The organism is Pseudomonas sp. QC2 (assembly GCF_002859085.1).
Classification (GTDB): Bacteria; Pseudomonadota; Gammaproteobacteria; order Pseudomonadales; family Pseudomonadaceae; genus Aquipseudomonas; species Aquipseudomonas petroselini.
The window spans coordinates 436522-462917 of sequence record NZ_PKKS01000023.1 but is presented as its reverse complement, the minus strand read 5'-3'; the positions used below and the strand labels follow the sequence as shown (position 1 = coordinate 462917).

Genomic DNA, 26396 nt, shown 5'->3' with positions numbered 1-26396 from the left:
TCCACCCATTGTGAAAGGCCCCAACACATGCCCACCCACCAACTGCTCAACGGCTTATCCGGCAACCTGCAATCCAGCACAGCCTGGGCCCGGCAACAATCCCTCGAACTGATTCAGCACACTGTCGCGCAGGCCATGCAAGGCCTGACGCCGCCAGAGCAAACCCGTTACCTCAAACTGCAACGCGAAGCCCTGGCTGCCGTCAACGCCGTCGAAGCCGAAAAAAACCGCCTGATCCAGGCCTTCAACGTCGAGGGCTTGGCTGAGCTGCGCGAGAAGATCGGCGGGCGTGATCCGGAAAACTACCGCCTCTACACCACCTACCTGGAAAAACGCGAACAACCCTTTCCCTGGGAGCCCCGCGTCACTGAACCGCCGTATCGCCCTCGCCGCGCCCTGGATGAATGGCAGTACATCGAGCACACCAAAAGCATGACCCTGTGGGAAGCCGCCTGCCTGAACTTCGGGTTCACCAGCTCGATCATTCAGGCCTCGGGTTATAGCCTGGCAGAAGCCAGTGAGATCATCGGCGGCAACGACGACCGGAGCCTGCCGGTCAAAGACTTCATCGCCGTAGCCCGCAAGCTGAACCTCGGGGGGCGATTGCGGGCGCTCGTCAACCCGACGTTAAGCAGCGACGGCACGCTGCGAAACCTGATCAAGGCCTCCTCCAAGGCGCTGCTGCTGTTCGACTTGCTCGACGCCTGGCGCAACCGCGCCGTCACCGGCTTGACCCGCCCGATGTATGACACGCTGCACGCCGCCCTCAACGGCGATGGCCCGCAACCGCCTTTCGACATGCTGAGCCTGACGTCCAGTCGCACGCCCATCCTCCCCAAGCCGCACACCGCCTGGCACACCGCAATGCCCATCCCCTTACTGCTGATCAATGTGGCCAGCCTCGGGGTGTTGTCGTATTTCCCTTTTCGCCCAGGCGGCGCGCTGCGCTATCACGTTGACGCGCAGGCGGCCGAAAACGCCTGGCGAGAGCAACTCAATGCCAGCCACCAGCAACAGGACCTGGGTTGGTTGTCGCGACAACTGCCGCTGATTGGCCTGGCGACCTTTAAATCGCTGCTGCGCCAAGAGCCGCGTCCCAAGGACATGAATTGGCTGACTGGATTGCTGTATGACGGTTTTCACAAAGCCTTCCCGCAGCGGACCCTCGACAGCGTGCGCTTCTCGACAGCCATGCGCCCGGATCGCCCGTTGACGCTGGTCGAAGCGTTCACTCACCAGCAGATTCAACGCTTCCAGGCCGACCTGGACACCCTGGCGACCCCGCGTTCCGAAGCCGACTGGCAGGCCCTCACGGACGCCGTGGCCGCGATTGCCGGCGAAGTCCTGCAACTGCTGCTGACACCACTGCCCGGCGGCGTGACCGGGCTGAACCGCATGATGCAACTGGCCGTCATGGGCAGCCTGACCTACAGCGTCGGCCAAGGCCTGAGTGAAGCGATCCAGGGTGATGCAAGTGGTTTCGCCAGCGCCATGGCGGATGTCGCCGACCTGGCCGTCAGCGGCCGACTGATCTCCACTGCCGGCAGGCTGCACCGCCAGCGCATGCTCGGCTACCTGAACCGGCTGGGCAACCCACGCAAAGTCACGCGCCCGGACGGCGTCGAAGCACTCTGGAAACCCGACGCGCAACCGTACGCGGTGGCCAACCAGGCCCTGCTTAACGGCAAAACCCCGGACGCCCTGGGGGTCTTTTCCGTCAAGGGCAAACGCTACGTCAAACTGCGCCACGACGACCAGGCACTGGTGGTGGAAGTGCGGCACGACTCGCAGAGCATGCGTTACGTGCTCAAACACGCAAACGCTGACACCTATAACCCACCGATCATTTTCGAACCCGCCTGGCAGGCCTGGAAGTTCGACCTGCATAACGCCCACACGCTGTCCGACATCAAATTGCTGCAGCGCATGCTGCCCAACGGCTCTTCCCATGCACCCGTGGCCGACCTGGAGCACATGCTCAAGAGCACTGCCACACCGCGCGCCACCCTGGACCGGGTCTGGGCCGGACACAGCGCACCGCTGAACCTGATCGAAGGGGTCAGGCGCCTGCAAGCCGACCGGGTTATCCAGCAAATCATCGACCACTTCGACCAGCCGGGGTACATGCCCCCGCACGGCGACAGCACGGTGTTTTGCCTGCTGACGCAATTGGCGGGCTGGCCGGTCGACGCCCTGTTGAGCATCCGTGAGGAAGCCGGCGAAGTGATTGAAATTTATAGCAAACCTGAACACGCGCCGACCAGGCCTCACCTGATCAGCCTGACACGTCGTGAGGACGGCAGCTACCTGGCCACCGATGGCCAGCAGGTATCGCCCGGTTCCGCCGACACGTTGCTGTTACTCATCCTCCAGCTGCAACCCAGTGGTTCGACCCTGGGCCAGGAAACTCGCCACAACCGTTCGCCGGACCAACGGGTCGTCGCCATTCGTGAGCAGGTCGTGGCCCTCGCTCGGCAGGAGCGGATGACGCTGTTCAGTGCCGTGGTCGACTTTTCGGGTTACGAAAAAGGCGAGCGACTTCCTCCTGCCGATGTGCGACGGTTCTTGCCGTTCATGGCACCGCCTCCCTTGGTGGCCGTCACGCCGCTGCTGAAAAAAATGCGCGACCTGAACCGGCCGCTGTCGCCCGCCCACCTTGAGCAACTGCTCACGGCTAACCCACTCACGCCACGCCAGCATCAGGCTTTTCTTGACGCCGGCACCTTGCCGACGGCGTTTGCCGAATGGTTGGATCACCACCGCACGGCGCTGCGTATCGACGCCGCAATAGACGGGCTGTACCACCCACGCGCACACAATGACGACATTGACCAATGGGCCCGGGAGTTTGCCTCGGCCTTGGTGCGCAACACGCTTAAACGGCCTTTCGTGATCACCGAAGTGGTTGCCGGTGACATCGCCACCCCTTACCTGTCCAGCGGCTCGGACGACCCGACCGTGGAACTGCGCCATTACGGCCGTGGGCGCTATGAAGCGTACGACCTGCGTAACGGCGGAACGATTCCGGTATCTCCCGACAACGAGAGTTTCTACCTGGCCATCGGTTCGGTGCTGCAACCCCATGAGCGCCAGCTACTGGGTATGAACAGCGCCAGCGATAGCCAAGGCCTGCGTAACACGCTGGGGGATTACATGAGCAACCAGCGCAATACCGAAGGGTTTGTCAGCCTGGTCAATGGCTCGTTGGTGCAATACGAACAACGCCTGGACCTGCCACCGGACCTGGCGCCCACCGCCAACGGCATTTTCGTACTCGACGGGCGCCACTACCTGCCGTTGCTGGATGCGCTCTACCGGATTGCCTTCGACAAAAAGCGCCTCAAATGGCGGCTGCACCACCCGACGAAAATCGGCGTCGATACCCCCACCCTTGAACACAACGGCGAAGGCACCTGGCGCCTGTCGAGCGAAAACCCGATGACCTGGGACGACCATCGCCTGCTCTATCGGCTGGGTAACCACGCGTACGCCTTCACACGGGACATGGCCGCTAAAATCCTGGCCCTGACCGACACCTCCGCGCCGCTGTTGCGCCAAGTCCACCGCAATGGTCGCGCCGTACCGCCGCTGCTGGCAGACACCTGCAAACGCTTGAAGATCGAACAGGAAATCCACCGGTTCATCGAGGCCATGCGCGCCGAGCCGACCTCGCGCAGCGCCCAGCCGCACTTGCAGATGTTGGTGATATCGAGCCTGCCGGACTGGCCATCGAGCCACGTGCTGCAGATCGTCGATCGACAGAACCGGGTGCTGCAACAATACCCGGTCAGCCAGGCACCCGATGCCCAGGCCGTGAAGGTCACCGAGCACGATTACAAAGACGCCAAACTGCTGGAAGTGCTGAGTCAAAACGACGCCATCACCCAAGGCCTGCTCGGTGAATTACCCGCGTCCCACGACGAACGCCTGTTCAAGCTGGTTAAGAAAATCGTCGAATTTGCCCAACGCGAAAAAGCCGACATCTTCAATTCGCTCTACACCCAGAGCGAGACCACCGGCAACCTGCGCGATAAACGCTTCAAAGCCAAGTTCCCGGAACTACCCACCCCGCTGGTCAAGGCCATACTCGAACACGCCAGCCCGCGTGAACTCAGGCAACTTCGCGACAAGCACCAAGTGAGCCTGCGGCTTGCCGAACAGGTGCGCCTGTCCAGCCATGACCTGCGCTTGAACCGGGCTTATGAAGGGCTTTACCTGAGCGCCTGGACCCACCCCGACAGCGACAAAATCACCCTGCACCTGCTCAAATCCCTGCCCACCTGGCCTAAGGGGCTGCGTATCGATATCCACGAAGGTGACTCGCGCGGGCGCCTGCTGGAACGCGCCGGGCACTTGGACGGTTCGGTGCGCCGCGTACTCGCTCGCACCCAACGCGGCTATCAAGGCTACGCGGCGGACGGCGCACACCTGGGTGCCCCATCGCCCGCGCTGCTGGACGTCATCGTCAAGACACTGTCCGACAGCGAAAAAGCCGCGCTGGGGGGCGTGGGCGAACCGGGTATTGCTGACTTACGCGAACAAATCGCCGCCCTTGCCCTGGAACGTCGGGTCGAAATCAAACGTCTGCTGGACCTGCCTCACGTGCAACCCTGGATGGTGCCGCCGCTGGGCGTGAATCGAACGTTCCTGGCCTACCCGCTGTGGAGTGAGCTGTGGCCCTTCGGCGGTAATCGCCCGCCCGACCTGATGTCCAGGGTCCAGCAGGTCTACCCGCGTTTTTCCAACGACGACGCTCGGCGCTTCATTCGTTCACTGAACCTCAGCGAACCCGCTGCGCTGATTGAACTGGATCGGCGCCAGGCCGAAATCCAAGCATTGCCGACCGAGCTGCAACGCTGGTCCGATGCGACCTACAGCCAAGACGACAGCCTGGAAAGCGACAGTGATAGCGACAGTGACAGGCAATCCTGGAGCAACCTCACAACACGACGCGCACTCGCCCTACGCCTGTGCGAAGCCGCCCGACGGGAAAACCCTCAGCGCTTCATTTTCGGGTTATTTCACCTGTCCTCGTTGACCCTGCAACTGGACGCCATCAATACATTGCCGACCCTGAGCATCGATTCGCGCACGTTTGAACACATCGAATACCTGCACCTCGCAGGCGATATTTTCCCCGCCCAAGGGGATGCCTTCCTGCGCCATTTCAGCGAGCTGCGCGCGTTGAAAATCGACTGTGACCTGAGCGAACTGCCCAGCGCAATCAGCGATATGGCCCACCTCACCCACCTGGACCTGGCAGACAACCGTATCGTGCTGACAGCCGCCTCCGCCGAACGCCTGAGCAGGCTGGTCAATCTGCGCGAGCTGAACATGAGCGATAACCCGCTGGGGGTGGTTCCGGACTTCGCCGCACTGACCGAGCTGAAAACCCTGAACCTGCGCAACACCGGCTTGACTCAGTGGCCACACAGCGCGTGGGCATTGCCCAACCTCAGCCTGTTGCACCTGGAGGAGAACCACATCACCACCCTTCCCGAGAGCCTCTTCAGCAGCCCACAGGCCCTGGAACGTCAACGGCGTACGCTGTTGCATGACAACCCACTGACCCTCGAGACACGCCAGCGGCTCGCCCGGTACGGCGCCGAAACCCGGGTCAACCTGCGCGGCGCGAGGCCCGGAATCGTGCACCTGCCGGGTCCGTCCAAGGACTTCAATAACTGGCTGTCGGGCGTACACGCCAATAAACATGAGAGCCTGCGATTTCTCTGGGACGCGTTGCGCGAGCACGAAGGGGCAAGCCCCGACGACACCTTCAGGGTGCTGAGGGACTTGACCCAGTCATACGATTATCGACAGGGCGGGCGGATCAGGGCCGGCCTGACTCAGCGGGTGTGGACGCTGTTGCTTGCCATGGGCAACTCGAACCACCTGTGCGAGACAATCTTCCTCAACACTTACGCCGCAGGCACCTGCGGTGACGGCGCGATTTTGACGTTCAGCAATATGGAGCTCATGCACCGGGCGCACCAGGCCAAGTCTCAACAGGGAAGCCATCAAAGGGACAAAGACTTGCTGGTGCTGGCGCAAGGCAGTTACCTGATCGAACAGCTCGACCAGTTTTCCGAGGACCTCATCGCTCGCCTGGAAACGCCGGAAGAACCGCTGGATGCGGCCGAAGTCACGCTGTTTTTCAGGGTCAGGCTCACCGAAGAATTCAGCCTGCCGGTACACCCCGAACAGATGCTGTATGCCATTGACGAACGCGTGACCGAACAGCACGTGCAGGAAGCCCGCGACCACCTGAATGCCTTGCGCAGCACACCGGCGCTACAGGACTCGATACTGGAGCGCGAATTCTGGATCGAATACCTGGCACTCAGCTACCCGGAGCCGTTCCTGACGGTCCGGGATGCATCCAAGCTCAAGCAGCAGGAACTGGATCAGCAGGTGCAGAACAAACGCTCCGACGAATACCTGGAACGACGCCAGTCACTGATAGAGCGAGAAAAACTGGAGCAATACCGCCTGGTCCGGCAATTGACCGAAGCGGCGCAGTTGGCCCAAAGGGTCCACTGACCGCTCCGGCGATAGGGCCTATCGGACGGGCACGGTGGCTTGCGTCGGCTGCAACTTGAACACGTAGAACAGCACCGTCAGCATTACCAGGAACGCCGGCCCGACATAGAGCGCCACGCGCGTGTCGGGGAAGTACGCCATCAGGCCCACCACCAGCACCAGGAACGCCAGGGCCAGGTAGGAACTGAGCGGGTACAGCCACATGCGGTACTTGAGCCCGTCACGTTCGGCCGGGCTCAAGCCACGACGGAACCTGAGCTGGGCCAGCAGGATCATCGCCCAGGTCCAGATCGCGCCGAAGGTGGCAATGGAAGTGACCCAGACGAAGACCTTCTCCGGCACCAGATAGTTGAGCAGCACGCCCAACAGCAAGGCAAAGATCGATAACAGCAGGGCCTTGCGCGGCACGCCATTGCTCGAGGTGGTGCCGAAGGTGGCCGGGGCCTGGCCGTTCTGCGCCAGGCTGTAAAGCATGCGCCCGGTACTGAAGATGCCGCCGTTGCACGAGGACAGTGCCGCCGTGATCACCACGAAGTTGATGATGCCGGCCGCCGTCTTGATGCCCAAGCGTTCGAAGGTCATCACAAAGGGGCTGCCCTGGGTGCCGATTTCGTTCCACGGGTAGATCGACAAAATCACAAACAGCGCGCCGACGTAGAACAACAGAATGCGCCAGAACACCGAGCCGATGGCGCTGGGGATGGTCTTCTGCGGGTTCTTCGCTTCACCGGCGGTGAGGCCGATCATCTCCACGCCCAGGTAGGCGAACATCACCATTTGCAGCGACATCAGTACGCCTGTCACGCCGTTGGGCATGAAGCCGCCGTGGGCCCACAAGTTGGAAATGCCCAATGCCACGCCGTCATTGCCGAAACCGAACGCAATGATGCCGACACCGCCGATCACCATGGCAATGATGGTGACGATCTTGATCAGTGCGAACCAGAACTCGAACTCGCCGAACGCCTTAACCGCGATGAGGTTGATGGTGCCCATGCTGATCAGGGCCGCCAGGGCCCAGATCCAACGCGGCGTGTCGGGGAACCAGACGCCCATGTACACCGCGACGGCAGTGATTTCCGCCACACAAGTCACCAGCCACAGGAACCAATAATTCCAGCCGGTCAGAAAGCCCGCCAACGGGCCCAGGTAGTCTTGTGCATAGCGGCTGAAGGAGCCGGCGACCGGATTGTGCACGGCCATCTCGCCGAGGGCGCGCATGATCACCAGGATCGCCAGACCGCCGATGATGTAGGACAGCATGATCGCCGGGCCGGCCATTTCAATGGCCTTGGCCGAACCCAGGAACAGGCCGACACCGATACAGGCGCCGAGGGCCATCAGGCGGATATGCCGTTCGCCCAATTCGCGTTTGAGCGGGCCGCCCTGAGCGGTCTCGCCATGGGGCAGGGAGTTGCCAACTGGCATAAGGGTACAACCTCGTCTTGTTATTGGATGAACCACCGAACTTGCCGCCGTAAGACCGATAGGTCCGGGGCGACTCTGATCGGGCCTGAGGGGTAAACAGGCCCGTCCTGCAGGATCGGTGGGGCATGCAGTATAAAAACCCGAACGCGGGGCCTTTCACTCTATAAACGACTAAATTCAGCGATTAGTCTGGGCGAATGCACTTTCTACGAGAAAGCATGACCTGTGTTCAGACGTTTTCCAGGTGTTGCGAGGCGGGCGAGTATTGCACAGCCGCCGTGCAGCGTCATGCCCCTCGCCTGATCGGACGGGCCTGGCAAAAGGCTCTATTTCAGCCTGTTCAGCCCATCACACCGCCAACACCGAACTCGGCCACGGTTTGAGGCGCACCGTGCCGATACCGCTTCAAGCGCAGGCCCTTCACGATCAGCAATCCTCGATTGCCAGGACGGCAATGACACCGAAGGGACATCCTCATGCAAAACACCCTCGACGTACTCAAGCAGGGTCGGGCGCTGCGCCTGGCGGCCGATAACCGCTTGATAACCGCGCTGATCAATCACCTGGAATCCACCGACACCACCGCCTTGCGCATTCCAGAATGTTCGTCACTGGGCTGCTGGCTGCAGCTCTATCGCAAAGCGCTCAGCCGACCGAACGTGCAGGCTTGGCTCACACGACTGCCACTGGACCTGGCTGGCCTGAACGTGCAGCAAGACACCACGCAGCTGGCGCTTGGCGCAGAACAGGTGCTGAACTTTTACGGTTATCCACACCCCCGCCATCACGGGGAGCGCCGGGTGATCACCCAGGCGCTGGATCAACTGAACACCTTTGCCGACCCCAAGGTGGGCCTGAATGACAGCCTCAAGCGGTTGAACCAGGACCTGCACCAACTCGCCGACCGCCTGGGAAACCTGGTGGATGAAGACGATTTCAATCTGTTTTCCACCTACAAGACCTACCTCAAGCTCGAGTCCGGCTCGTTTTGGGCCACGACCCAGCAAGCCGGCGCAGCGCTGCTTACAACCCTTACCACCACGGCAGAATTCTTGGCGCTTGAGTCAGCGCAAGGCCTGCAACCCGGCATGTATGCGTTCGACCCCGCCACGCGCCGGCTCAGCGGCAAGAATGCCCTGGGCATGTTGGTCGACATCGGCATCGAACAGTTGCTGGCGTTGCTGCCCGAAGCCCAGCTGCAGCAGTTGGTCGACGTCGCCGAACAGCTCTGCACCCTTGTCCACCAGAGTGGCCTGTTCAGCGTTGCCCAGCTCCTGCAGTGCCACGACCTGCCGGTGCCCGACACACCTGAGGAGGCCCGGGCACTGATCGACACCCTGCGCCAGTCGACGGCGCTGACGATGCTGCCCGTCGCCGACCTGGCCAACGCCGACATCGCCCTGATGCAACACCTGCAATGGCTGGCGCTGGATCACGACCGGGCGCTCATGGCCGAAGCGTTGAAGGCCCTGGTCCTGGGCAAGGACAGTGACAGCCTGATCGACACCGCCGGCGTGCCACTGACACCCGATCCAGACTCCAGCGCACGCCAGCCCGACAGCGCTCGCCATCCCGCCGTGAGTGCCCGCTCCGCTTGCGGCCCATTCAGCCTCAAGCAGCTGTTGCACCACCATGAACTCGACATACCCGACACGGTGGCCGCCGCCGACGACACCCTGCTGAGCCTGCACATGAACCTGCCGAGGCCCCCTGCATTCGGTGACTACCACGCGCTGTTGAGCGCCACGGCTCGCTCGCCGGTGCAACTGGATACCGCCCAACGGAAAACCATTATCGAGACGATCAATACCGGGCGGCAGAACAACCGCCCACGCCTGCTCGATCGGCTATGCGGCGCCCTGCTGAACGGCAAAACGCCTGAGCAGATCCGCACACAGGCCGACGCTCTGCTCAAGCAACTGCTCGGCCTGGAGCCCGCGCGTGCGTTGGGCCAACAGCTGATCACGGCACTGCAGTGGTATGGGCAACACGCGGACGAATCCGCCGGCCAGACAAGCCTGGGCCTGCTGGTGCTGAGCGCACTGATCCTCGACCTTGACCCTGCGGCCGGTGAAGCAGGCTACGTGCCGGCCGGCTTCAACCTGGTCGCCGACGTGCACTGGGGCAAACCCCATGCCGACTTACGCCGCGAACTGGAACTGCACGTGATGCGCACCTGCAAGGTCTCGACCGCCGCCGCCCCGCTGGCGGCGCACTTGTTGCTGGCCGGCACCGCGCCGGAGTTTCTGGTGCAGGCATTGCCCGACACCCTGCGTTTTCGCACATCGATCGCCTGGATGACCTTCAAGCAGGGCGTGATGATTGCGCACGCACTGGCGCCTGGATCACCGCAGTACATGACCTACAACGACATGATCGCGCTGGCTGCGCAGCCGCCCAAGACCGTCCAGCAGCAACAGTGGCGCGCGTACACCGCCACCCGCACCTTGCTCGACTGGGCCATCGCCCAAGGCGAACTGCCCGAGCGCGAGAACGGTGAATACCTGACTGACGAGATCGACGCCCTTAAAACCCGCCTGATGCATCGCCTGCAAGCCTTGAAGGACGCGCTGATCACCGTTGCCAGCACACCGCCGAGTCGCCGCAGCATCGCCCTGGAGGATCTCAAACGGGTATTTCCAAAGCAGCCGTGGCTGGAAAAAGCCTGCCTGTGGCGCCCGGTTCCACCGCTGGCCGGCAGCAGCCTGCGCTTTCCGATGCACCATCACGATCGCGAGAACTACAGCCTGCATTCGCTGGTGGAATTGCACATGGACGGCCAGTTGGACGACACCCGGTGGGCGTCTATCGAACCGCAGCTGGACCTGGCGCAACTGCGTCTATCGTTTGGGCAATTAGGGGATATCAACGAACGCTTCGACACGGCCTTTGGCGTCTATATCGCAACGATGAAACAGGCCTACAGCACCACGATTGAAGACCTATTGGCGCAATTGCCCCTGGCTGATCGTTCGCACCTGCAACAGGCTGACCTGCAACTGTTGGTGCTGAAAAAACCACCTGGCAAGGACCTCACGCTGCTGAGCAAGGAAGAAGAGCTCGCCCGTACCGCGCGGACGGGTGTGATCCTGCGCGCGACATCGCCCACCGGCATCGAGGAGTACGAGCTGTTCCCTCTGCTGAACCGCGTGCACAAGCGCGACGGCCCACCGTTGGCGTTTCGCCTGGGAGGCACGCCGATTTCGGCCACCACCGGCGGTGCCCACTCGACCCACCCCGTCACGCAGTTGCTGGTCGGCGATGAGCTGTCCGTGGACTGGGAAGCCTACGCCAATGGGCGCCCGCCGAGGCTGGGGATCCGTTCCAAGGTGATCATCGACCTGCTGTGGTCATCCACCCCGGCGCCGGACAACTCACTGCCGTCGACGGCGTTCACGTTTGGATCGTCGGTCAATCGCGCCATTGCCCACGCCATCGTGCAGCAACACTTCTTCCTCGAAGTCGACGGCTTGCGCGTGCAGGCCAGGGGCTCGACCCGGCACGAACACTTGCAGCAACGCTGGGATCGGTTGCTGGCCCGGCTTAAAAAACTCGTCCCGTTTTGGTCGTGCGCCACCGACATCACCTCCGCAGACCTGCGCCGCGCCATCGATGGGGCCTATGGCTGTTTTATCGACTTGCTGGCCCTGCTGTTTCCCACCCAACAGTTTCTTACGGCCTCGCTGGCGATCTTGAAAAGAACCGTACCGCTGCCGATTAAACTGATCCAACTGGGCCGCTTGAGCAGCGCCTTCCTCAATACCGTGCTGAACCCGCTGGACGGTATTCCCGGCCTGTTCAGGCTGGCCGGTAGCGGCGCGATCCGGCTGACGACCGAAGCAGGACGTGTGCTCGACACGGCGATCGGGCAAATTCAACGCAGCACCGCCAACGCGTTATGGCTGGATTACCCCACGTTGCTGGCCCGCGCCGACATCGGCAACGGCACGGTGCTGCGCGGGAACGACTTCGTGCGTATCAACGCCCTCCTGCACAAAAACCGCTGGCACGCCTGCTCCCCCTTCAGCACCCGACCGTATGGGCCGCCGCTGGATAGTTTTCGCCTGGCCAGTGCCGTCGGCGTGATACCGATGCGCGCCGCCAATGGTTACCGGGCGTTGGTCACAGAACGTTTTTTCGCCACCCAGCCGCTGGTCATCCCGCGCTCGGAGGCCACCGACCTGCTGCACCAGAACCAACTGCTGCGCCTTGAGCACAAGGCCGCAACGCACCTGGACGATGTGCAATCACCCGCCTACTTTAGGGTCGAAAAAGGGCTGGACGCGGCTTGCCTCACCGGCCGAAAAAAACGCAGCCCGATCCCGTTGGTGTGCTTCACCAAAAGACTCTCCACGAGCCGCTCATCCATTCATCATCGCCGGGTGCAGGCGATTGAGCATATCCGTCTCACCGCGGCGCCCACTGTGGGGTCGGCCCCGCGACGACTGGTGTATGACCACCGGCTGTATGAGGCAATACCCTCGGGGAGCACCTTCGACCTCACGCCAGTGGCCCTGCCGCCGCTCTTGAAGTACAAGCCGAAAGTCACCGGCACCCTGCTCGACGATGAACCGCAGTTCGGCCTGCCCAACGACCAATTGGATAACAAGCTCAGCCGCGAAACGCGGGTGGTTGAATTGCAGGCGTTGGTTGAGGGTGTGGAAGACAGCCGCGTCGTGCGGGCGATGGCGGTCGACCTTAATCCGCCAGGCACACTCCCCAACCCCCGCATTGTCGTAGAGGCCGATACAGGGATTTTCTATGAGGTGAGTCGCCGCGCGTCGGAGTGCAATCAGTTGTACTTCAGCCAAGGGGGCGAGCACGAACAACTGATCCGCGCATTCAGCCAGCGTAAACTCGACTATTTAACGGCGGCAGGTTATGTCCACAACCGTCCCCTGGTCACTCTGCCGACCCTGGAAGTGCTGTACGGACAGCTGGCTCGCCGAGATTTCAGCCCCCAAAAAATTGCGCGCCTTCGCCAGCAGGCCAGCACCTTGAGCCCGCTCAAGCAACGCGAGTTGTTGCTCAACGCAAGCGATCAAGGGCAACGCCTGCCGATCAGCATTGCAGCAAGGCCAATGCAACTGGAGAGTTGGCCACGTACCGCGTTCATTCAGGCTGCTGGCAGCGCAGAAAAACTCAACCAGTACCTGGCCCAAAAGGCGCACGCAAGCACCGTGGCCCTGGTGAAGAGCACCGGTATCGGCTCAGCCAATGTGGTGGGCACCGGCCTTGACGAACTGACCCGGCTGGACATCGCCGAGTCCTTGGTGATGTGGCAATACAGCCGCGTCGGCCATCCCAACTACACTGAGGTGATCCTCAAGACCGGCGCCGGCAATTGCGACCAGATGGCTCATGTCGCCCGAGAGCTGATCCGGGTTAACGGTGGCCACGCGCACATCTGGGGCATGAGCCCGCCCGCGCACGCCTTCGTGGTGGTAGGCGCACCCACCGCCACGCTGACACACACGCTGGACTTCAAGGAAGCAGGCTGGGCGGACCTGTGGATCTGCGACCCATGGGCGGCCATCGTCTGCCCGGCGCGGGACTACATGAAACTGCTCAATGAGAAAATGATCGCGTGGTCTCTGCAGGATATCTCGGTGTTTTTCAACGACCAGGGCACCTACCGCTGGGGCCAGGCCAATGACCAACACTGGCTGGCACTGCTCAATAATGGGTTGAAACACCCGTTGCCCTGACGCAACACGCGTTCCTCTGTCGACATGCCATACAAAAACGCCGCTGCAATCGCCCGCCACCGTCTAAGCTTCAGACAAGTCCGATCAATCTGCGTGAATGGATCAATCGACTATGGGTGCTCTGTGGCAATCGGATTCGACCAAGGCTGCCGTTTCAGAAAGCAGTGTGGATCAGCCATCTTTGCCCAAAACGCCTGCACCTCGCCGTTTATGGCGACGGGTGTTCTGGCTGGTCCTGTTGATGGCCTTGATTGCCCTCGGCTTCGCCACCGCCCGGGAGGTACGCACCTCGGCCCTGCAAGCCCGCGAGCTCAGCCGCCTGGCCGCCAGCCTCACGTATACGCTTGAGCCCGGCCCCAGCGAGGCCATCGTTTACCCCGGTGCCGGGCCATTCGACAAGCGCCTGGGCTACAGCGCCCTCGGAGAGTTTTTGCCCCGGCTGCTTAAACGCGATTATAGGGTGCAGGCGCAAACCCGGTTCTCTGGCGCGTTGATGGATTACAACAATCACGGTTTTTTTGTGCCCTATGCCGAAAAAACCCAGGCGGGGCTGTCCATCACCGATTGCCGGGCGGCGCCGTTGTACCAGTTCAACTACCCGCAGCAACTGTACGCAAGTTTCGATGCCATACCACCGTTGATGGTGCACAGCTTGTTGTTCATCGAGAACCGTGACCTGCTCGACCCCGAGCAGCCCCTGGCCAACCCAGCCGTGGACTGGCCACGTTTTGCCAAGGCAGCCTGGTCGCAGGTGGCGAAGCTGCTGCACCTGCCGGGGCAAACCGCTGGGGGCAGCACGTTGGCCACGCAGCTGGAAAAGTATCGCCACTCCCCCGACGGCCTGACGCTGTCCGGCGGTGAGAAAATCCGCCAGATGATTTCCGCCAGCGTGCGCGCTTATCAGGCCGGCCCACACACGTTACAGGCCCGACAGAATGTGGTGCGCGATTACCTCAACAGCGTGCCGTTGTCGGCAGTACCCGGGCACGGTGAGGTGCACGGCATGGCCGAAGGATTGCGTGTGTGGTACGGCGCCGATTTCGCCCAGGTCAACCAGGCGCTGGTCAGCACCACGCACGATGCGCAAAGCCTGAAGCAACGTGGCCTGGCGCTGCGTGAAGTGCTGTCGCTGATGATTGCCCAGCGCCGCCCCTCTCACTACCTGAGCAAGGGCCGCGAGGAGCTGGCGCAGTTGACCGACAGCCATCTGCGCCTGCTCACGCAAAACGGCGTGATCGACTCGGCGTTGTCGGCGGCCGCGCTGGCCGCCAAGGTCACGTACCGCGACTGGCAACAGCAACCGACGATCCAACCGATTGAAACCAACAAAGGCATCAGCGTTGCCCGCAGCCGTCTGGCCGCCCTGCTCAATCGCCCGCTGTACGACCTTGACCGCCTTGATCTGTCCGCAACCAGTACCTTGCAGAGTGACTTGCAAGCCCAGGTCACCGAGTACCTCAAACACTTGGCCGACCCGACCTTTGCCGGTCAGATCGGCCTGATCGGCCCACGCTTGCTCACCGCCGACAGCACACCGCAAGTGCGCTACAGCTTCACCTTGTTCGAACTGACTCCCGACAGCTCACGGGTGCGGGTCCAGACCGACAGCACCGACCAACCCTTCGACATCAACGAAGGCAGTAAGCTGGAACTGGGCTCTACCGCCAAGCTGCGGGTACTCACGACTTACCTGCAAATCATCACCGAACTGCATCAACGCTATGCCGGGCAAACCCCGGCAGCCCTGAAAAAAGCCGAGATTAACGACCAGGACCGTCTCAGCCGCTGGGCCGTCGACTACCTGGCCCAGAACCCCGGCACATCGCTTGCCGCGATGCTCGACGCGGCCCTGGACCGCACGTATTCGGCCAACCCCGGCGAAAGTTTTTTCACCGGTGGCGGCCTGCATCACTTCCATAACTTTCGCAACGAAGACAATGGCCGCAACCCCACCCTGCGGGACGCCTTGCGTGAGTCGATCAACCTGCCGTTTATCCGCTTGATGCGCGACCTGGTGCGCTACAGCACCTACGCGGGGCCGAACAACAGCGCCGTGCTGCTCAAGGACGATGATGACCCGCGTCGCCAGGAATACCTGGCCCGGTTCGCCGACCGCGAGGGCACGACCTTCCTGCAAAAGTTCTGGAAGAAATACCAGAAAAAAGACACCCAGGCGCGCCTGGACACCTTCCTCGACAGCCTGCGGCCCACGCCGATTCGCCTGGCGGCGGTGCACCGTTACCTGTTGCCCGACGCCAACCAGGACACCTTCAACCGCTTCGTGCGCTCGCACCTGAACGGCGTCAAGCCCCAGGAAAAACTCACCGACGAGCGCCTGGCCAAGCTCTATAAGAGTTACGGCCCCGGCGCCTACGACTTGCCCGACCAAGGTTACATCGCCAAAGTCCATCCCTTGGATTTATGGCTGCTGGGCTACCTGCTGAACCACCCGCAAGCGACCTTCAGCGAGATCGTCAAAGCCAGTCAATTCGAGCGTCAGGAGGTGTACAGCTGGCTGTTCAAGAGCCGCCATCAAGGCGCCCGGGACAGCCGTATCCGGACCATGCTGGAGGTCGAGGCGTTCCTGGATATCCACCAGCGCTGGCAGGCGGTGGGCTACCCGTTTGATCACCTGGTACCGTCCCTGGCCACCGCCATCGGCAGTTCGGGCGACCGCCCCGCCGCGCTGGCAGAGTTGATGGGGATTATTCTTAACGATGGTGTGCGCGAGCCGGTGCTGCGCATCGACAGCCTGCAGTTCGCCACAGGCACGCCCTACGAAACCCGCTTGACCAACACCCCCGACCGCGGCAAACGGGTGATGCCTTCCGAGGTGGCCACCGCATTGCGCGGGGCCTTGTCCCAAGTGGTGGACGCCGGCACCGCCAAGCGGGTTTCCGGCAGCTTCAAACTGGCCGACGGCTCGCCCTTGGCCATGGGGGGCAAGACCGGTACCGGCGATAACCGGATTGAAGCCATCGGCGCCGGCGGGCGGGTGCTGAGCTCCAAGTCGATCAACCGCACGGCGACCTTTGTGTTCTACATCGGCGAACAGCACTTCGGCACACTCACCGCCTTCGTGCCCGGTGCCTCGGCGCAGCACTTCACGTTCACCTCGGCGCTGCCGGTGCAGGTGCTCAAGGGCATGGCGCCGATCCTGACGCCGTACCTGCAACCGGGTAGCCACTCACAGTGTGTGGCGGGGCCTTAGGTCATGGCACCCCCATCACCAGCACACCGCTGCCGTTGATGGGCCCGGCAGTGGGTAGGGAGCCCGCACGCCTGACCAGCGTAAAGGTCACGTCATCGCCCCCCACACTGTTGTTGATTTGGGTGAGGAAGGAGCTGCCGACTCGAACCGCAGTCCCTGCACGGACAAGCGCCGTGCCTACATCGGGATTGGTCATCACCAACAGGCGTGAGTCGAACGTCGAGGGGACGCCCTTATAAGTGATGGTGATCGGCGTGGTAATCCCGCCGTCCGGGCATGAGTAAGTCAGCCGACGGTCGCTGCGCACGGTCGTTGTCAGCGGGTCGGTGCCTATCGCTCTCTGGTGTACGTTGCCGAAGTTGATGTCAATCGGGTTGTTATTGTTGATCGTGCACGTTGACGGCGAAATGGAGAAGTTATTGGCGGCGGTGTAGGTCACCGCAAGCGCCGAACTGCCGGAGTTGTAGTTGTTTGTCTGGTCGAGATTCAATCTTCCAAGCACATCCCCGATGCGAACGTCGATAGGGTTGGCAGGATCATTGCGCACTAGAATATAGGGCGTTACATCGACCGGGACGCCGATGAGATTGTTCGGCATGGTTGTCATTCGAATGCCATTCGGAACGGGGTTGTTGTAGTAACTTCCGTTTATCCGTAAGCCCGTGCCTTGGTTGGCAAATTTTGCACCGGGTACCCAGGCAGGTCCTACTCTGGCCGACGTCGCCCAGTAGTCCGTATACCAAGGTTGGCTCCCCCCAAAGCCGGAAAACCGGCACTCTAGCCGCACCCCTTCCAGCATGATTCGGGTTCTGTCCGCACCCAGTTGAACAGTGACGGGGACTTGCAGGTTTAGCGTGCCGCCTGCGCCTACAAATATCCACGGTCCGCCGTTCACACGGCAATCCGTTGCTCTGGCGGTCGTCGCAATACCTGTCAGGACCAGAAGCAGCAAGACTCCATATAGTCGTTTCATGTTGATCTCTCATTGCTCACTTAACGGGCACCGCACGACGAACATGCAGCCCGTGCGTTTAAGCCGCCCAGAAGCGAGTTGAAGTTTGTCTGAGGCTATTTCTTTCAGCCTATGAGTTTCGGTGTACCGCGTTACGGGTAGTCCAACGTGAACGTTGAGGTCACCCTATAGGCGCCGTGCCCTATGGTTTGATCCTTGATGGCATTCGGTTCGCCCTGCACGTAGGCCTTGAGTTCAATGACATTGCTGCCATTACTCAGCACCTGTTCATCGCTGACGGTATTCACGGGCAATGGCTTATTAGCCGGTGTCTCCAGACCGATGCCGATGCCTGAGGCAATACTTCCACCATCCAGCGCGAACAAGCCGGGTAGCGCCATGTTTTCTCGCCCCCCGAGCGTGATGGTGACGGTGTTGCCAATACTGGTATCGCAGTCTTCCAGGTGCACCTTGAAGCCCTTTCCCTGCGTGCGCGTGTTGATGTAGAGGTGCTTGCTGGTAACGTCCCAGAGCTCCAGGGTGATCGCCTCGTCACCCGGTCGGAGGGTGCAGGCTTCTTCAACCAGGTTGCCCTTGAAAGACAGGTTGTCCGCCGCCTGCCCCGTGGGGATCAAGCCGAAGGTGAGCAGTAATGCCAGCCCGGCACAGGGCCAAGCCTTATGAACAATTGCAGGGTGCATAGACTCAACTCCTACTGGTATTCGGCCAACAGCGTGGCCACCGCCGTGAACCTTGCCGGGGCCAGGATTGCGCCTGGCCGTTTGACGGGTACGGCCTCCAACAGCGGCGGTGACGACAGGGCGATATCCAGTGGCGTATTGAGCAGGAACGGGGCGTTATTCTGAAAAATCCGAATGGCCAGGTCAGCGGCGCTGGTCTGCACCGCCGAGGCGTCATAAGCCGCTGGTGTTCCGTTAACGCTCAATTTCAGCTGCCACGGCAGCGTGTCGGCGCCGCAGGTAATGAGGTAACCGAGTGCCCTGCGGTATTTCACACCATCGACCTGCTTGACCCCGACATCGCCAAAATCGACTTCAATCGTGGTTCCTGCATTAATGGTGCAAGGGGGCGGCTCATTCAGTGTTCCGCTGAACGTCAGGTTGGCCGACGCGCCACTGCAAAAGCCGATGAAGCACAAGGCGAGCAACGCTCGCTGCTGCCGAAATGTCATGGATCGCTTCTCTTCATTGGTAATCGACCACAAGGGTGGCGGCGGCATCGAATGCACCTCCCGTCAGCGTGCTGCCCGCGCGCTTGACAGGTACCGCCTGCACGACCGGGAAGTTGGGGTAGGTAAAATTCACGGCCGTATTCAGAGGCCAGTCAGCGCCATTGATGAACAGCTTTACCCCAAGGTCGGGCTTGCGGGTCAACAGCACGCGGCCATCAAACGAAGCCCCCGTGCCCCTGAGTTCCAGTGTCAACGCGTTGCTGAACGGGGAGTCACAGCTGACGGTATAGGGCACGCCCCGGCGATAGTTGACGCCGTCGATCCGTGACGTCAGCAGGTCATTGCCGAAAGGCACATCGAGCGTACTGCCGTTGTTTATGACGCACGGCGGAGGCGCAATGATGACCGCACGGATGCTCAGATTGACGTCAGCCTGCACACCTTGACTGACCACCCACAGTAAGCCGCCGCCGATAAGAAGGGCCCACGGGCCTTTTGACTTAGCCATTGTTCTGCCCTCACTCATATTTGAGCCTGAAATCAACGACGGCCCGAAAGGCCCCGCTGGTCAAAGGTGCGGAGGTGCGCGTGGGTTGGACATTCCAGGTCTGCGTGCTATTGCCCACAGGCAAGAACAACGGTTGGCCCCTTGAGCCCAGCTGTACGTCCCGCCCCAGGGCATCGATCATGCGCAAGCCCATCCCGGTGATGCCTTGAACTTTGAGCAGGCGTGCATCATCGGCATCGGCAAGTCCGACAAACATGACCGTCACCACCGGTTGATGCGCACTCCATGTCAGGTTCCCGGTGCGCTCATTGCGGATGCTGCCTGCGGTGCGTTGGCAGTCCTTGAAAAGCAGTTGGAATGCCTTGGCTGTCGCCTGATCGCCGGGCCGCTGGAGCTGGCTCGTCGACACGGCACCCAGGTCAATCGTCTGATCCATTGATGCCATCTCCAGGCTGCACGGAACTTCATGCATGGACCCGAGAATATTCAGCTTCCCGCTCATGCCTTCAATGTCCTCATCCTCGGCGTGCGCACTTCCCATCAAGACCAGTAACAGGCCGGCCCAGGCGCTTATACGTTGCGACTTCATGATGTTCTCCCGCAGCAGGTGCTACTCATTACGCGGCGAGGCTTGGGTGTTCACCTTGCAGGTATCGCCACTGCAGGTGAACGCCAGCACCGGACGGCCGCCGTAGTCATTCACATAGGACAAATAGGGTGTGGTACCGAGTGCTTTGGCCGTGGGGCCCAACGCCAGCGCACCTTTGGGCGGAACCATGAGGGGTTCAAAACCCGGCACGGTTTTACCGTCCTTGCTGCTGCGCGCATCCACCAGGGTCACGTAGTAAGGCGTAGGGTTATTCACCTTGTAATGCTCGCCTTCGCGGGTGAGGGTCAGCTTCTCCTGCCAAGGGTTGGACAGGTCTTGCTGGCTGGGGGCAATGGCTTGGGGTCGGTAGAACAATTTGATGCGGGTTTGCAGCGCAATTTGCAGCGTGTTGGCCTTATCGCTGCGCGGCGGAATTTCCCTCAGGTTGAAGTAGAAAACCGTCTCCCGGTCCTGCGGCAACATCTTGGCCGCCGGCAATGCCTGAACCTTCACCTGGCTTTGCTTGCCAGGCTCCAAGCGTTGAACCGGTGGCAGTACGATCAAGGGCGTGGTGATTTTTTTGCCGTCTTCATCCTCGATCCAGCCCTGGGCCAAATACGGAAGCTGGGTATTGTTGTTGGTGATGTTCACACTGGTGGCCTCTTTGCCGCCGTCAAAAATCACTCGGGTCCGATCCAGGCCAACCGCGGCGTGAGTGCTCTGGCTCAAGCCCAGGACCAGTAAAGCGAATGCCTGGAATAGGCGGCGCGTATTCAGCGTCATGAGGATGTGTTCTCCGTATTAATTGGCTTCCCGGTCAGCGTTGCTGGTTCGGGCAAGGATTGATCAGTGGCGACGCTCTGGCAGCTCAGTTCGAGGGCGTTGGTCAACGCATCCGCGGGCAAAATGGCCGGGAGCGTAAGGACGCATTGCTCGCTACCGCCCCAACTGACGATCATCTGTTTGCCGGCCTGTATACCGCTCAGGTAGACATTGCCGCCGTCGTTGACGATGCCGGTGTCCTGCTGCTTGAGGTTCTTCACCGTCGCGCCGAAGGGGGGTGAACTGCCGTCCTGCAGGCGAAGAACAGCCATGGCCTTCTCACCGGCAATCACCTCCAGCGACCGGTAACCAATAGCGCCCTCGGTGAGCGTCAGTTGCGTCACTGATTGAGTGGCTTCGACGTTGCCAGGCAAGTTCTCCAGGTCAACACTGGCCGCCGTGCGCTGATAACTGCCGATGTCGGAGATAACTGCCTTGCCGAAGGCGTTAGTGCGGGTCGGAGTGCCGTAAGCCCGCACAGGCACATCGGGCACACCGCCGGTGTCGACCATCAAACGGGTTCCGCCGGTACTGCTGGAACGATGCAGTGCCCCACCGTAAGGCGTGAGCGTGCCCCCCCCGCGCGCAGACACACCCAGGCTGCTGTAATTGCCCTCTTGGGTGCTGACACTGAGATCAATGTCCGCCTGGTCACCGATATGACTCAAATAACCACTGGCGGACGTGTCGCCGGCACTGAGCTGGTAGCTGTTGCGCTCATCGAAGCGATCGCTGTAACGGGTGGAAAAGTTGTTCTCACCCGCGGCTCTATTGGCATCCAGCGACAGCGTGCCGCTGCGTCCCAACGGCAGACTGACGGTCAGCGCTATGCCGTTATCTTTATGGCTGTATTCCTGACTGCGGTACAGGTTCAGGGACAGGCTCATATTCTTGACGGAGCCCACGCTGAAGTAGCGTGACACCGACATGTTCCAGCGCTGAGTGGCCGGCCGCTCCCAATACGTTTGTTTGCTGTAACTGGCGTAGACAGTTGCCCCCAGGTCCCGGAACTGCTTGTTAACCGTCGCGGTATACAGCGCCTTGCTGCCGCCAATCGGCTTCCAGCCGTCGGTGAGTTCGCTACGACTGCTGAGCTCGCCGTTCAACCCGTAATGACGAGCATCCAGGTATTCACTCATACTCAAAAAGTTCTTCTCGGAAAACCGATAGCCCGCGAAGGTGACTTGGCTGTCGTATTGTTCAAAGTGCTTGGAGTATTGAAGGCGGTACGATTTTCCCGAGAGCGTCTCGTTCCAGAGCTCGGCGCGAGACTGCGTCACGTCCAACGATATGGCCCCGAATGCCAGCAGGTCGCGACCCGCACCCACGGAAACCGCCCGGTAGTTGTTATCCGTCATGCCGCCGCCAAACAGGGACCAGCCATTACTGACCCCCCAAGAGAACTCTCCCGTGCCGAAAAAATCTCCGTCAGCGCCGTACTGAAGGTTGGACGGCCGCCCAGTCGCCAGCTTGTAACGCACTTGCCCGGGGCGCGTCAGGTAAGGAACACCCGCCGTGTCGATCTGGAAGCTGCGCACCGAACCATCCTGCTCCTCCACCCGCACATCCAGCGTGCCGGATACTGCATCCCGCAGGTCTTGAATGCGAAACGGCCCTGCCGCCACCAGGGTTTCGTACAACACGCGTCCCTTCTGGCTGATGACGACTTTCGCGTTGGTCTTGGCCACCCCGACCACTTCAGGTGCATAGCCGCGCAAGTTAGGCGGCAACTGGCTTTCATCCGAATTGAGCGAGGCACCGGTAAAACGGAAACTGTCGAACAGGTCCGAATACAGATAGTCCTCGCCCACCACCAAACGCGCCTTCAACGCAGGCACCGCGCGGTAAGCGTAGTAACGGCTCCACTCCAGCTTTTGATCCTTGTAGGACCGCTCGCGGCCGCTCTCGACGCGCCCCTGCCAATCAGCTCTCAGGCGCCACGCCCCGGCATTGGCACCGAGTGTTCCGTTCCCACTGAAGTTATTACGGTTGCGCTCATCCTTTTGATAACTCGACTGCGCCGTCATGTTGTAGTCAACCAACAAGCCCGGCACGCCCTCGTCCCAGCGGGAGGGCGGATCCCAATTAATGGCGCTGTACTCAAGGTAGGCTTGGGGAAGACTGATGTTCAGCGTAGAAGTGGCTAAATCTCCACTCACCTCCATACCCGGCAAGCCTGTGATATCCAGGCAGCGTCCGCCGTTCCACCAAGTCAGTTTGGCGGCACCGGACGTTTTCAGGCCCAACTGTTCTACCAATTCGGGTGATAAACAGGCCTCGCTCCCTTTGGGATCATCATCGGGGGGATAAAACGCCACCGATTGTTCCGCAATGGCCTGAGTATTGATCTGCACCACCATCGAGTAAGTGCCAGGCAGAATAAAGCCGCTGCGCGCAAACTGAGACAAGTCGATATTCGTGCGATCATTAAGATCAAGAACGTCGGTATTAAACTCTATATCTCCGGCACCCAATACAGTGCCTGCCAGTGACATCAACCCGCCAAAAAGGCTTGGGCGGAGTGCACTTTTCACCTTCGACGTATTCAACATGAAAACAACCCATCACTGTTCAGAAGTATTCCAACTTGAATCGCACTGCGGCACCGTGAGATCCCACCACCAGCGGTAGTCCGTTACCCACCAGGTAAAGCCTGTAGTGGAGTGTCATATCGCCTTCCACTATCGGCAGCAGCGCCATCGGCTGACCCGGCACACTCTCTTGACCCGCAGCATCCTCAATATGGAAAGCGACCCCTTGTGAGCCACCCGACACGGCAAAGGAGCGCCCTTCCCTATCGCTGGGCCCGTCGAACGTCACCCGCAGATGCTGCCAATCAGGCAGCGGTACACCTGGGCGCAAGGGGTCCTCGCGACTCAATGAGCAATTGACGAGACGTAACTGGAAGGGGTGGGGTGCGCCCCTTGCCAATCGCAAAAGCCGGCCCACAGGTTCGGGGGGCATCACGATCGTCTGATCGGCACTGCCCGCTTCCAGCCCGCAGGCTGAGTCAACGACCACGCCGCCCAGCGTGACAACCCCTTCGCCTTGCGAAGACGCTTGCGCGCCAGGGGCGCTGGTGATCGTCAATAAAGAGGCAATAGCGAGACTTATGAATGTTTTCACCTGGACCTCCCGTCAGCGTCCCCCCGCCACCCGGGGTGGCGGGGGAAAAACTTACTGATAAGCCAAGGTAAAGTTGGTGACCGCGCTGAAATCACCCGGGACGATCGTGCCCGTGGCGGCGCCTTGTACATAAGCACCAAACTCCAACGTGTTATCACCGACGGAAATGGCCTGCGGGGTGGTCGCGACACCCAGTTGAATAGGACGACCACCGTGCGTCATCATGACGCCCACGCCGCCCGCGCCACCCACGGTACCGATCGCTCCCGGAACAGCGCTGGAGGGCGCGCCGGTGAAGGTGGTGGTCACGGTGTTATCGGTGAGGCCGGTCAAATCGCAGCCTTCCAGTTCGATGGTCACAGGGCGCGCATTGGACTTACCGCCATCTTGCAACTGGTGCTTTGCGATCGAACCCAGTGGAACAGTCTGATCGACGGATTCAGGCTTGATAGAGCAAGCACCCGAGTGCACCGAGCCGGTAAAGGTAATGGTTCCATCCGCCGCATTAGCAACGGACATCGAAGCAGCCAACAGCCCGACAGAGAACAGCGCAGCTTTCATTTTAGATTTCATTTGCAAGTACTCACCTATCAATAATCATCGTTAGAAATCCTGACGCAGTTGTGCGAGGACCTATTAAAAGCGCCGATTTTTTCCAACTATTTGCATTGCAAATCAGGAGCCGTTCGACACCCGACAAGTTTCCGCTGCGAGCACGAGCAAGTAAGCCGTCTTTTTCCCTGAATCTCGTGGCCTTGTTACACCAAGACACATAGGAAGTTTATGGCAATTTGCCAAAACTTTAAGAACGACTGTAAGAAAGGGATTACATTGAACTAAACGAGAATTCTTTAGTTGCGAAGAGTCCGTAAGAATAGGATTACATATTCAAAAAAACAACACTGTTTACTTAGGCAGACCCACTAAATAGTGCAAAACACCGTGGCGGCACGCGGACCGTCCGTCGGGCGCCCTTGCGTGAAATCTAAGATATATCTTAAGTTATATCTAGACACACACAGAGGCTCCTACAATGCGAGACCATCCTCACCCACGCGACAGTTTTGACCCCCGCGGCGGCCGCGGTCGCGGCCCCCGGGTGTTTGCCCCCGGCGATTTGAAACTGCTGTTGCCAGCGCTGATCGCCGAGCAACCGTGCCACGGCTACGACTTGATTCGCCGGATCGAAAGCCTGTTCGACGGCGCCTACACCCCCAGCCCCGGCGTGATTTACCCCACCCTGACCTTTCTTGAAGAAAGTGAATTGATCGCTGGCGACGCCGCAGGTGGAAAAAAACGCTACACAATCACCGACGCCGGTCGTCTCTTCATAAGCGAACAGGCGGTTGCCCTCGACGGCATCCGCATGCGCATCGATGTGAGCAAACGCTCACTGCGCGGCCACGACCGTCCACCGCAAATCCACGAGGCGGTGCACAACCTGCGTCACGCCTTGCATTCGCACCACGGGCGTTGGAGCCCGGAAGAAATCATTCGTGTCGCGGCGCTGCTCAACGGCACCGCTCAAGCCATTGCCGACGGGAAAGACCAATGAATACGCAAGCCATCCATCGCGTTACCCACGAGATCAAGCGTCGCCGCCTGCAAGTGCTGCGGGTGGTTGATCTCACCCCACGCATGCGCCGCATCACGCTCGGCGGCCCTGAGCTGGCGGGCTTTGTCAGCCTGGGTAGCGACGATCACATCAAGCTGCTGTTCCCGCAAAACGCCGCTGAACAAGCGGCGCTGGAAAGCCCGACCTTCAGCATCAAAGGCGAAGGCCCGCAACCGGCCATGCGCGACTACACGCCCCGGCGCTTTGACCTGGACGCGGGTGAGCTGGATATCGACTTTGTGCTGCACGGCGATGGCCCTGCGTCCACCTGGGCCGAGCAGGTGCAAGTCGGCCAACACCTGTATATCGGCGGGCCACGGGGCTCGATGATCGTGCCGGATATCTTCGACAGCTACCTGCTGATCGGCGATGAAACCGCCCTGCCCGCCATCGCGCGCCGCCTGGAAGAACTCCCGGCCGGGCGCACGGTGCTGGCGGTGATTGAGATCGCCAATGAAGCAGAGCGCCAAGCCCTGCAGAGTGCCGCCGATGTGCAGGTGAAATGGGTGGTGCGCGGCCAGGATGACCTGCTCGAAACAGTGCGCAACCTGAGCCTGCCGGCCGGTTCGCTGTACAGCTTTGTCGCAACCGAAACCAAGCTGTCGCGCCAGGTACGACGTGTGTTGCTGGACACGCACAAGGTCAACGAGGAATTCCTCAAGGCCGTCGGTTACTGGCGGGCCGAGGGCAGCGAAGAAGAGTAAG

General features: G+C 60.9%; 15 protein-coding genes. 5 read left to right on the top strand and 10 right to left on the bottom strand.

Features of this window, described 5'->3' with window-relative positions:
* Positions 1-27 precede the first annotated feature (27 nt).
* The gene (locus tag QCBJ_RS22855; protein WP_102061652.1) at positions 28-6540 is read left to right on the top strand and encodes an NEL-type E3 ubiquitin ligase domain-containing protein; all 6513 of its coding nucleotides are present in this window, start codon (positions 28-30) and stop codon (positions 6538-6540) included.
* Positions 6541-6558: 18 nt separating this feature from the next.
* Here the strand turns inward: QCBJ_RS22855 and QCBJ_RS22850 are convergent, their stop codons facing one another.
* On the bottom strand, positions 6559-7968 hold the full coding sequence (locus tag QCBJ_RS22850) for an amino acid permease (protein WP_102061651.1): 1410 nt from the start codon (positions 7966-7968) through the stop codon (positions 6559-6561).
* Positions 7969-8444: 476 nt separating this feature from the next.
* Between QCBJ_RS22850 and QCBJ_RS22845 the strand changes: the two genes are divergently transcribed.
* Together QCBJ_RS22845 and QCBJ_RS22840 are read left to right on the top strand one after the other, a co-directional pair.
* Positions 8445-13676 carry a hypothetical protein gene (locus tag QCBJ_RS22845; protein ID WP_102061650.1) on the top strand — a complete coding sequence of 1744 codons (5232 nt, stop codon included), beginning with the start codon at positions 8445-8447 and terminating at the stop codon, positions 13674-13676.
* Positions 13677-13788: 112 nt separating this feature from the next.
* Positions 13789-16887, top strand: a complete 3099-nt coding sequence (locus QCBJ_RS22840) for a transglycosylase domain-containing protein (protein WP_102061649.1) — start codon at positions 13789-13791, stop codon at positions 16885-16887.
* A 1-nt stretch (position 16888) separates the two neighbouring features.
* Here the strand turns inward: QCBJ_RS22840 and QCBJ_RS22835 are convergent, their stop codons facing one another.
* The 9 genes from QCBJ_RS22835 to QCBJ_RS22795 form a co-directional block, all read right to left on the bottom strand.
* The gene (locus QCBJ_RS22835) at positions 16889-17860 is read right to left on the bottom strand and encodes a fimbrial protein (protein ID WP_102061648.1); all 972 of its coding nucleotides are present in this window, start codon (positions 17858-17860) and stop codon (positions 16889-16891) included.
* 131 nt (positions 17861-17991) lie between these two features.
* Positions 17992-18540, bottom strand: a complete 549-nt coding sequence (locus tag QCBJ_RS22830; RefSeq protein WP_046034414.1) for a fimbrial protein — start codon at positions 18538-18540, stop codon at positions 17992-17994.
* Positions 18541-18551: 11 nt separating this feature from the next.
* A complete protein-coding gene (locus QCBJ_RS22825) occupies positions 18552-19031 on the bottom strand; it encodes a fimbrial protein (protein ID WP_012722437.1) in 480 nt (159 codons plus the stop codon).
* A gap of 13 nt (positions 19032-19044) precedes the next feature.
* Positions 19045-19539 carry a fimbrial protein gene (locus QCBJ_RS22820; protein ID WP_102061647.1) on the bottom strand — a complete coding sequence of 165 codons (495 nt, stop codon included), beginning with the start codon at positions 19537-19539 and terminating at the stop codon, positions 19045-19047.
* 10 nt (positions 19540-19549) lie between these two features.
* The gene (locus QCBJ_RS22815) at positions 19550-20128 is read right to left on the bottom strand and encodes a fimbrial protein (protein ID WP_012722435.1); all 579 of its coding nucleotides are present in this window, start codon (positions 20126-20128) and stop codon (positions 19550-19552) included.
* 21 nt (positions 20129-20149) lie between these two features.
* Positions 20150-20911 carry a fimbria/pilus periplasmic chaperone gene (locus QCBJ_RS22810; protein WP_102061646.1) on the bottom strand — a complete coding sequence of 254 codons (762 nt, stop codon included), beginning with the start codon at positions 20909-20911 and terminating at the stop codon, positions 20150-20152.
* Positions 20908-23502 (bottom strand): outer membrane usher protein, encoded by a 2595-nt coding sequence (locus QCBJ_RS22805; protein WP_158242100.1) that lies wholly within the window; start codon positions 23500-23502, stop codon positions 20908-20910. Before QCBJ_RS22805 ends, QCBJ_RS22810 begins: the two co-directional genes overlap by 4 nt.
* A 19-nt stretch (positions 23503-23521) precedes the next feature.
* Positions 23522-24076 (bottom strand): fimbrial protein, encoded by a 555-nt coding sequence (locus QCBJ_RS22800; RefSeq protein WP_012722432.1) that lies wholly within the window; start codon positions 24074-24076, stop codon positions 23522-23524.
* Positions 24077-24127: 51 nt separating this feature from the next.
* Positions 24128-24637 carry a fimbrial protein gene (locus QCBJ_RS22795; protein WP_043204847.1) on the bottom strand — a complete coding sequence of 170 codons (510 nt, stop codon included), beginning with the start codon at positions 24635-24637 and terminating at the stop codon, positions 24128-24130.
* A gap of 472 nt (positions 24638-25109) precedes the next feature.
* On the opposite strand from QCBJ_RS22795, the gene QCBJ_RS22790 reads away from it, so the two are divergent.
* Positions 25110-25631 carry a PadR family transcriptional regulator gene (locus QCBJ_RS22790; RefSeq protein WP_102061645.1) on the top strand — a complete coding sequence of 174 codons (522 nt, stop codon included), beginning with the start codon at positions 25110-25112 and terminating at the stop codon, positions 25629-25631.
* The gene (locus tag QCBJ_RS22785; protein ID WP_093542041.1) at positions 25628-26395 is read left to right on the top strand and encodes a siderophore-interacting protein; all 768 of its coding nucleotides are present in this window, start codon (positions 25628-25630) and stop codon (positions 26393-26395) included. Before QCBJ_RS22790 ends, QCBJ_RS22785 begins: the two co-directional genes overlap by 4 nt.
* Position 26396 lies beyond the last annotated feature (1 nt).

Bases quoted from the DNA above. Each gene is read 5' to 3' on its own strand.
- QCBJ_RS22855 (WP_102061652.1), top strand. From the start codon at position 28: ATGCCCACCCACCAACTGCTCAACGGCTTATCCGGCAACCTGCAATCC.
- QCBJ_RS22850 (WP_102061651.1), bottom strand. From the start codon at position 7,968: ATGCCAGTTGGCAACTCCCTGCCCCATGGCGAGACCGCTCAGGGCGGC.
- QCBJ_RS22845 (WP_102061650.1), top strand. From the start codon at position 8,445: ATGCAAAACACCCTCGACGTACTCAAGCAGGGTCGGGCGCTGCGCCTG.
- QCBJ_RS22840 (WP_102061649.1), top strand. From the start codon at position 13,789: ATGGGTGCTCTGTGGCAATCGGATTCGACCAAGGCTGCCGTTTCAGAA.
- QCBJ_RS22835 (WP_102061648.1), bottom strand. From the start codon at position 17,860: ATGAAACGACTATATGGAGTCTTGCTGCTTCTGGTCCTGACAGGTATT.
- QCBJ_RS22830 (WP_046034414.1), bottom strand. From the start codon at position 18,540: ATGCACCCTGCAATTGTTCATAAGGCTTGGCCCTGTGCCGGGCTGGCA.
- QCBJ_RS22825 (WP_012722437.1), bottom strand. From the start codon at position 19,031: ATGACATTTCGGCAGCAGCGAGCGTTGCTCGCCTTGTGCTTCATCGGC.
- QCBJ_RS22820 (WP_102061647.1), bottom strand. From the start codon at position 19,539: ATGGCTAAGTCAAAAGGCCCGTGGGCCCTTCTTATCGGCGGCGGCTTA.
- QCBJ_RS22815 (WP_012722435.1), bottom strand. From the start codon at position 20,128: ATGAAGTCGCAACGTATAAGCGCCTGGGCCGGCCTGTTACTGGTCTTG.
- QCBJ_RS22810 (WP_102061646.1), bottom strand. From the start codon at position 20,911: ATGACGCTGAATACGCGCCGCCTATTCCAGGCATTCGCTTTACTGGTC.
- QCBJ_RS22805 (WP_158242100.1), bottom strand. From the start codon at position 23,502: ATGTTGAATACGTCGAAGGTGAAAAGTGCACTCCGCCCAAGCCTTTTT.
- QCBJ_RS22795 (WP_043204847.1), bottom strand. From the start codon at position 24,637: ATGAAAGCTGCGCTGTTCTCTGTCGGGCTGTTGGCTGCTTCGATGTCC.
- QCBJ_RS22790 (WP_102061645.1), top strand. From the start codon at position 25,110: ATGCGAGACCATCCTCACCCACGCGACAGTTTTGACCCCCGCGGCGGC.
- QCBJ_RS22785 (WP_093542041.1), top strand. From the start codon at position 25,628: ATGAATACGCAAGCCATCCATCGCGTTACCCACGAGATCAAGCGTCGC.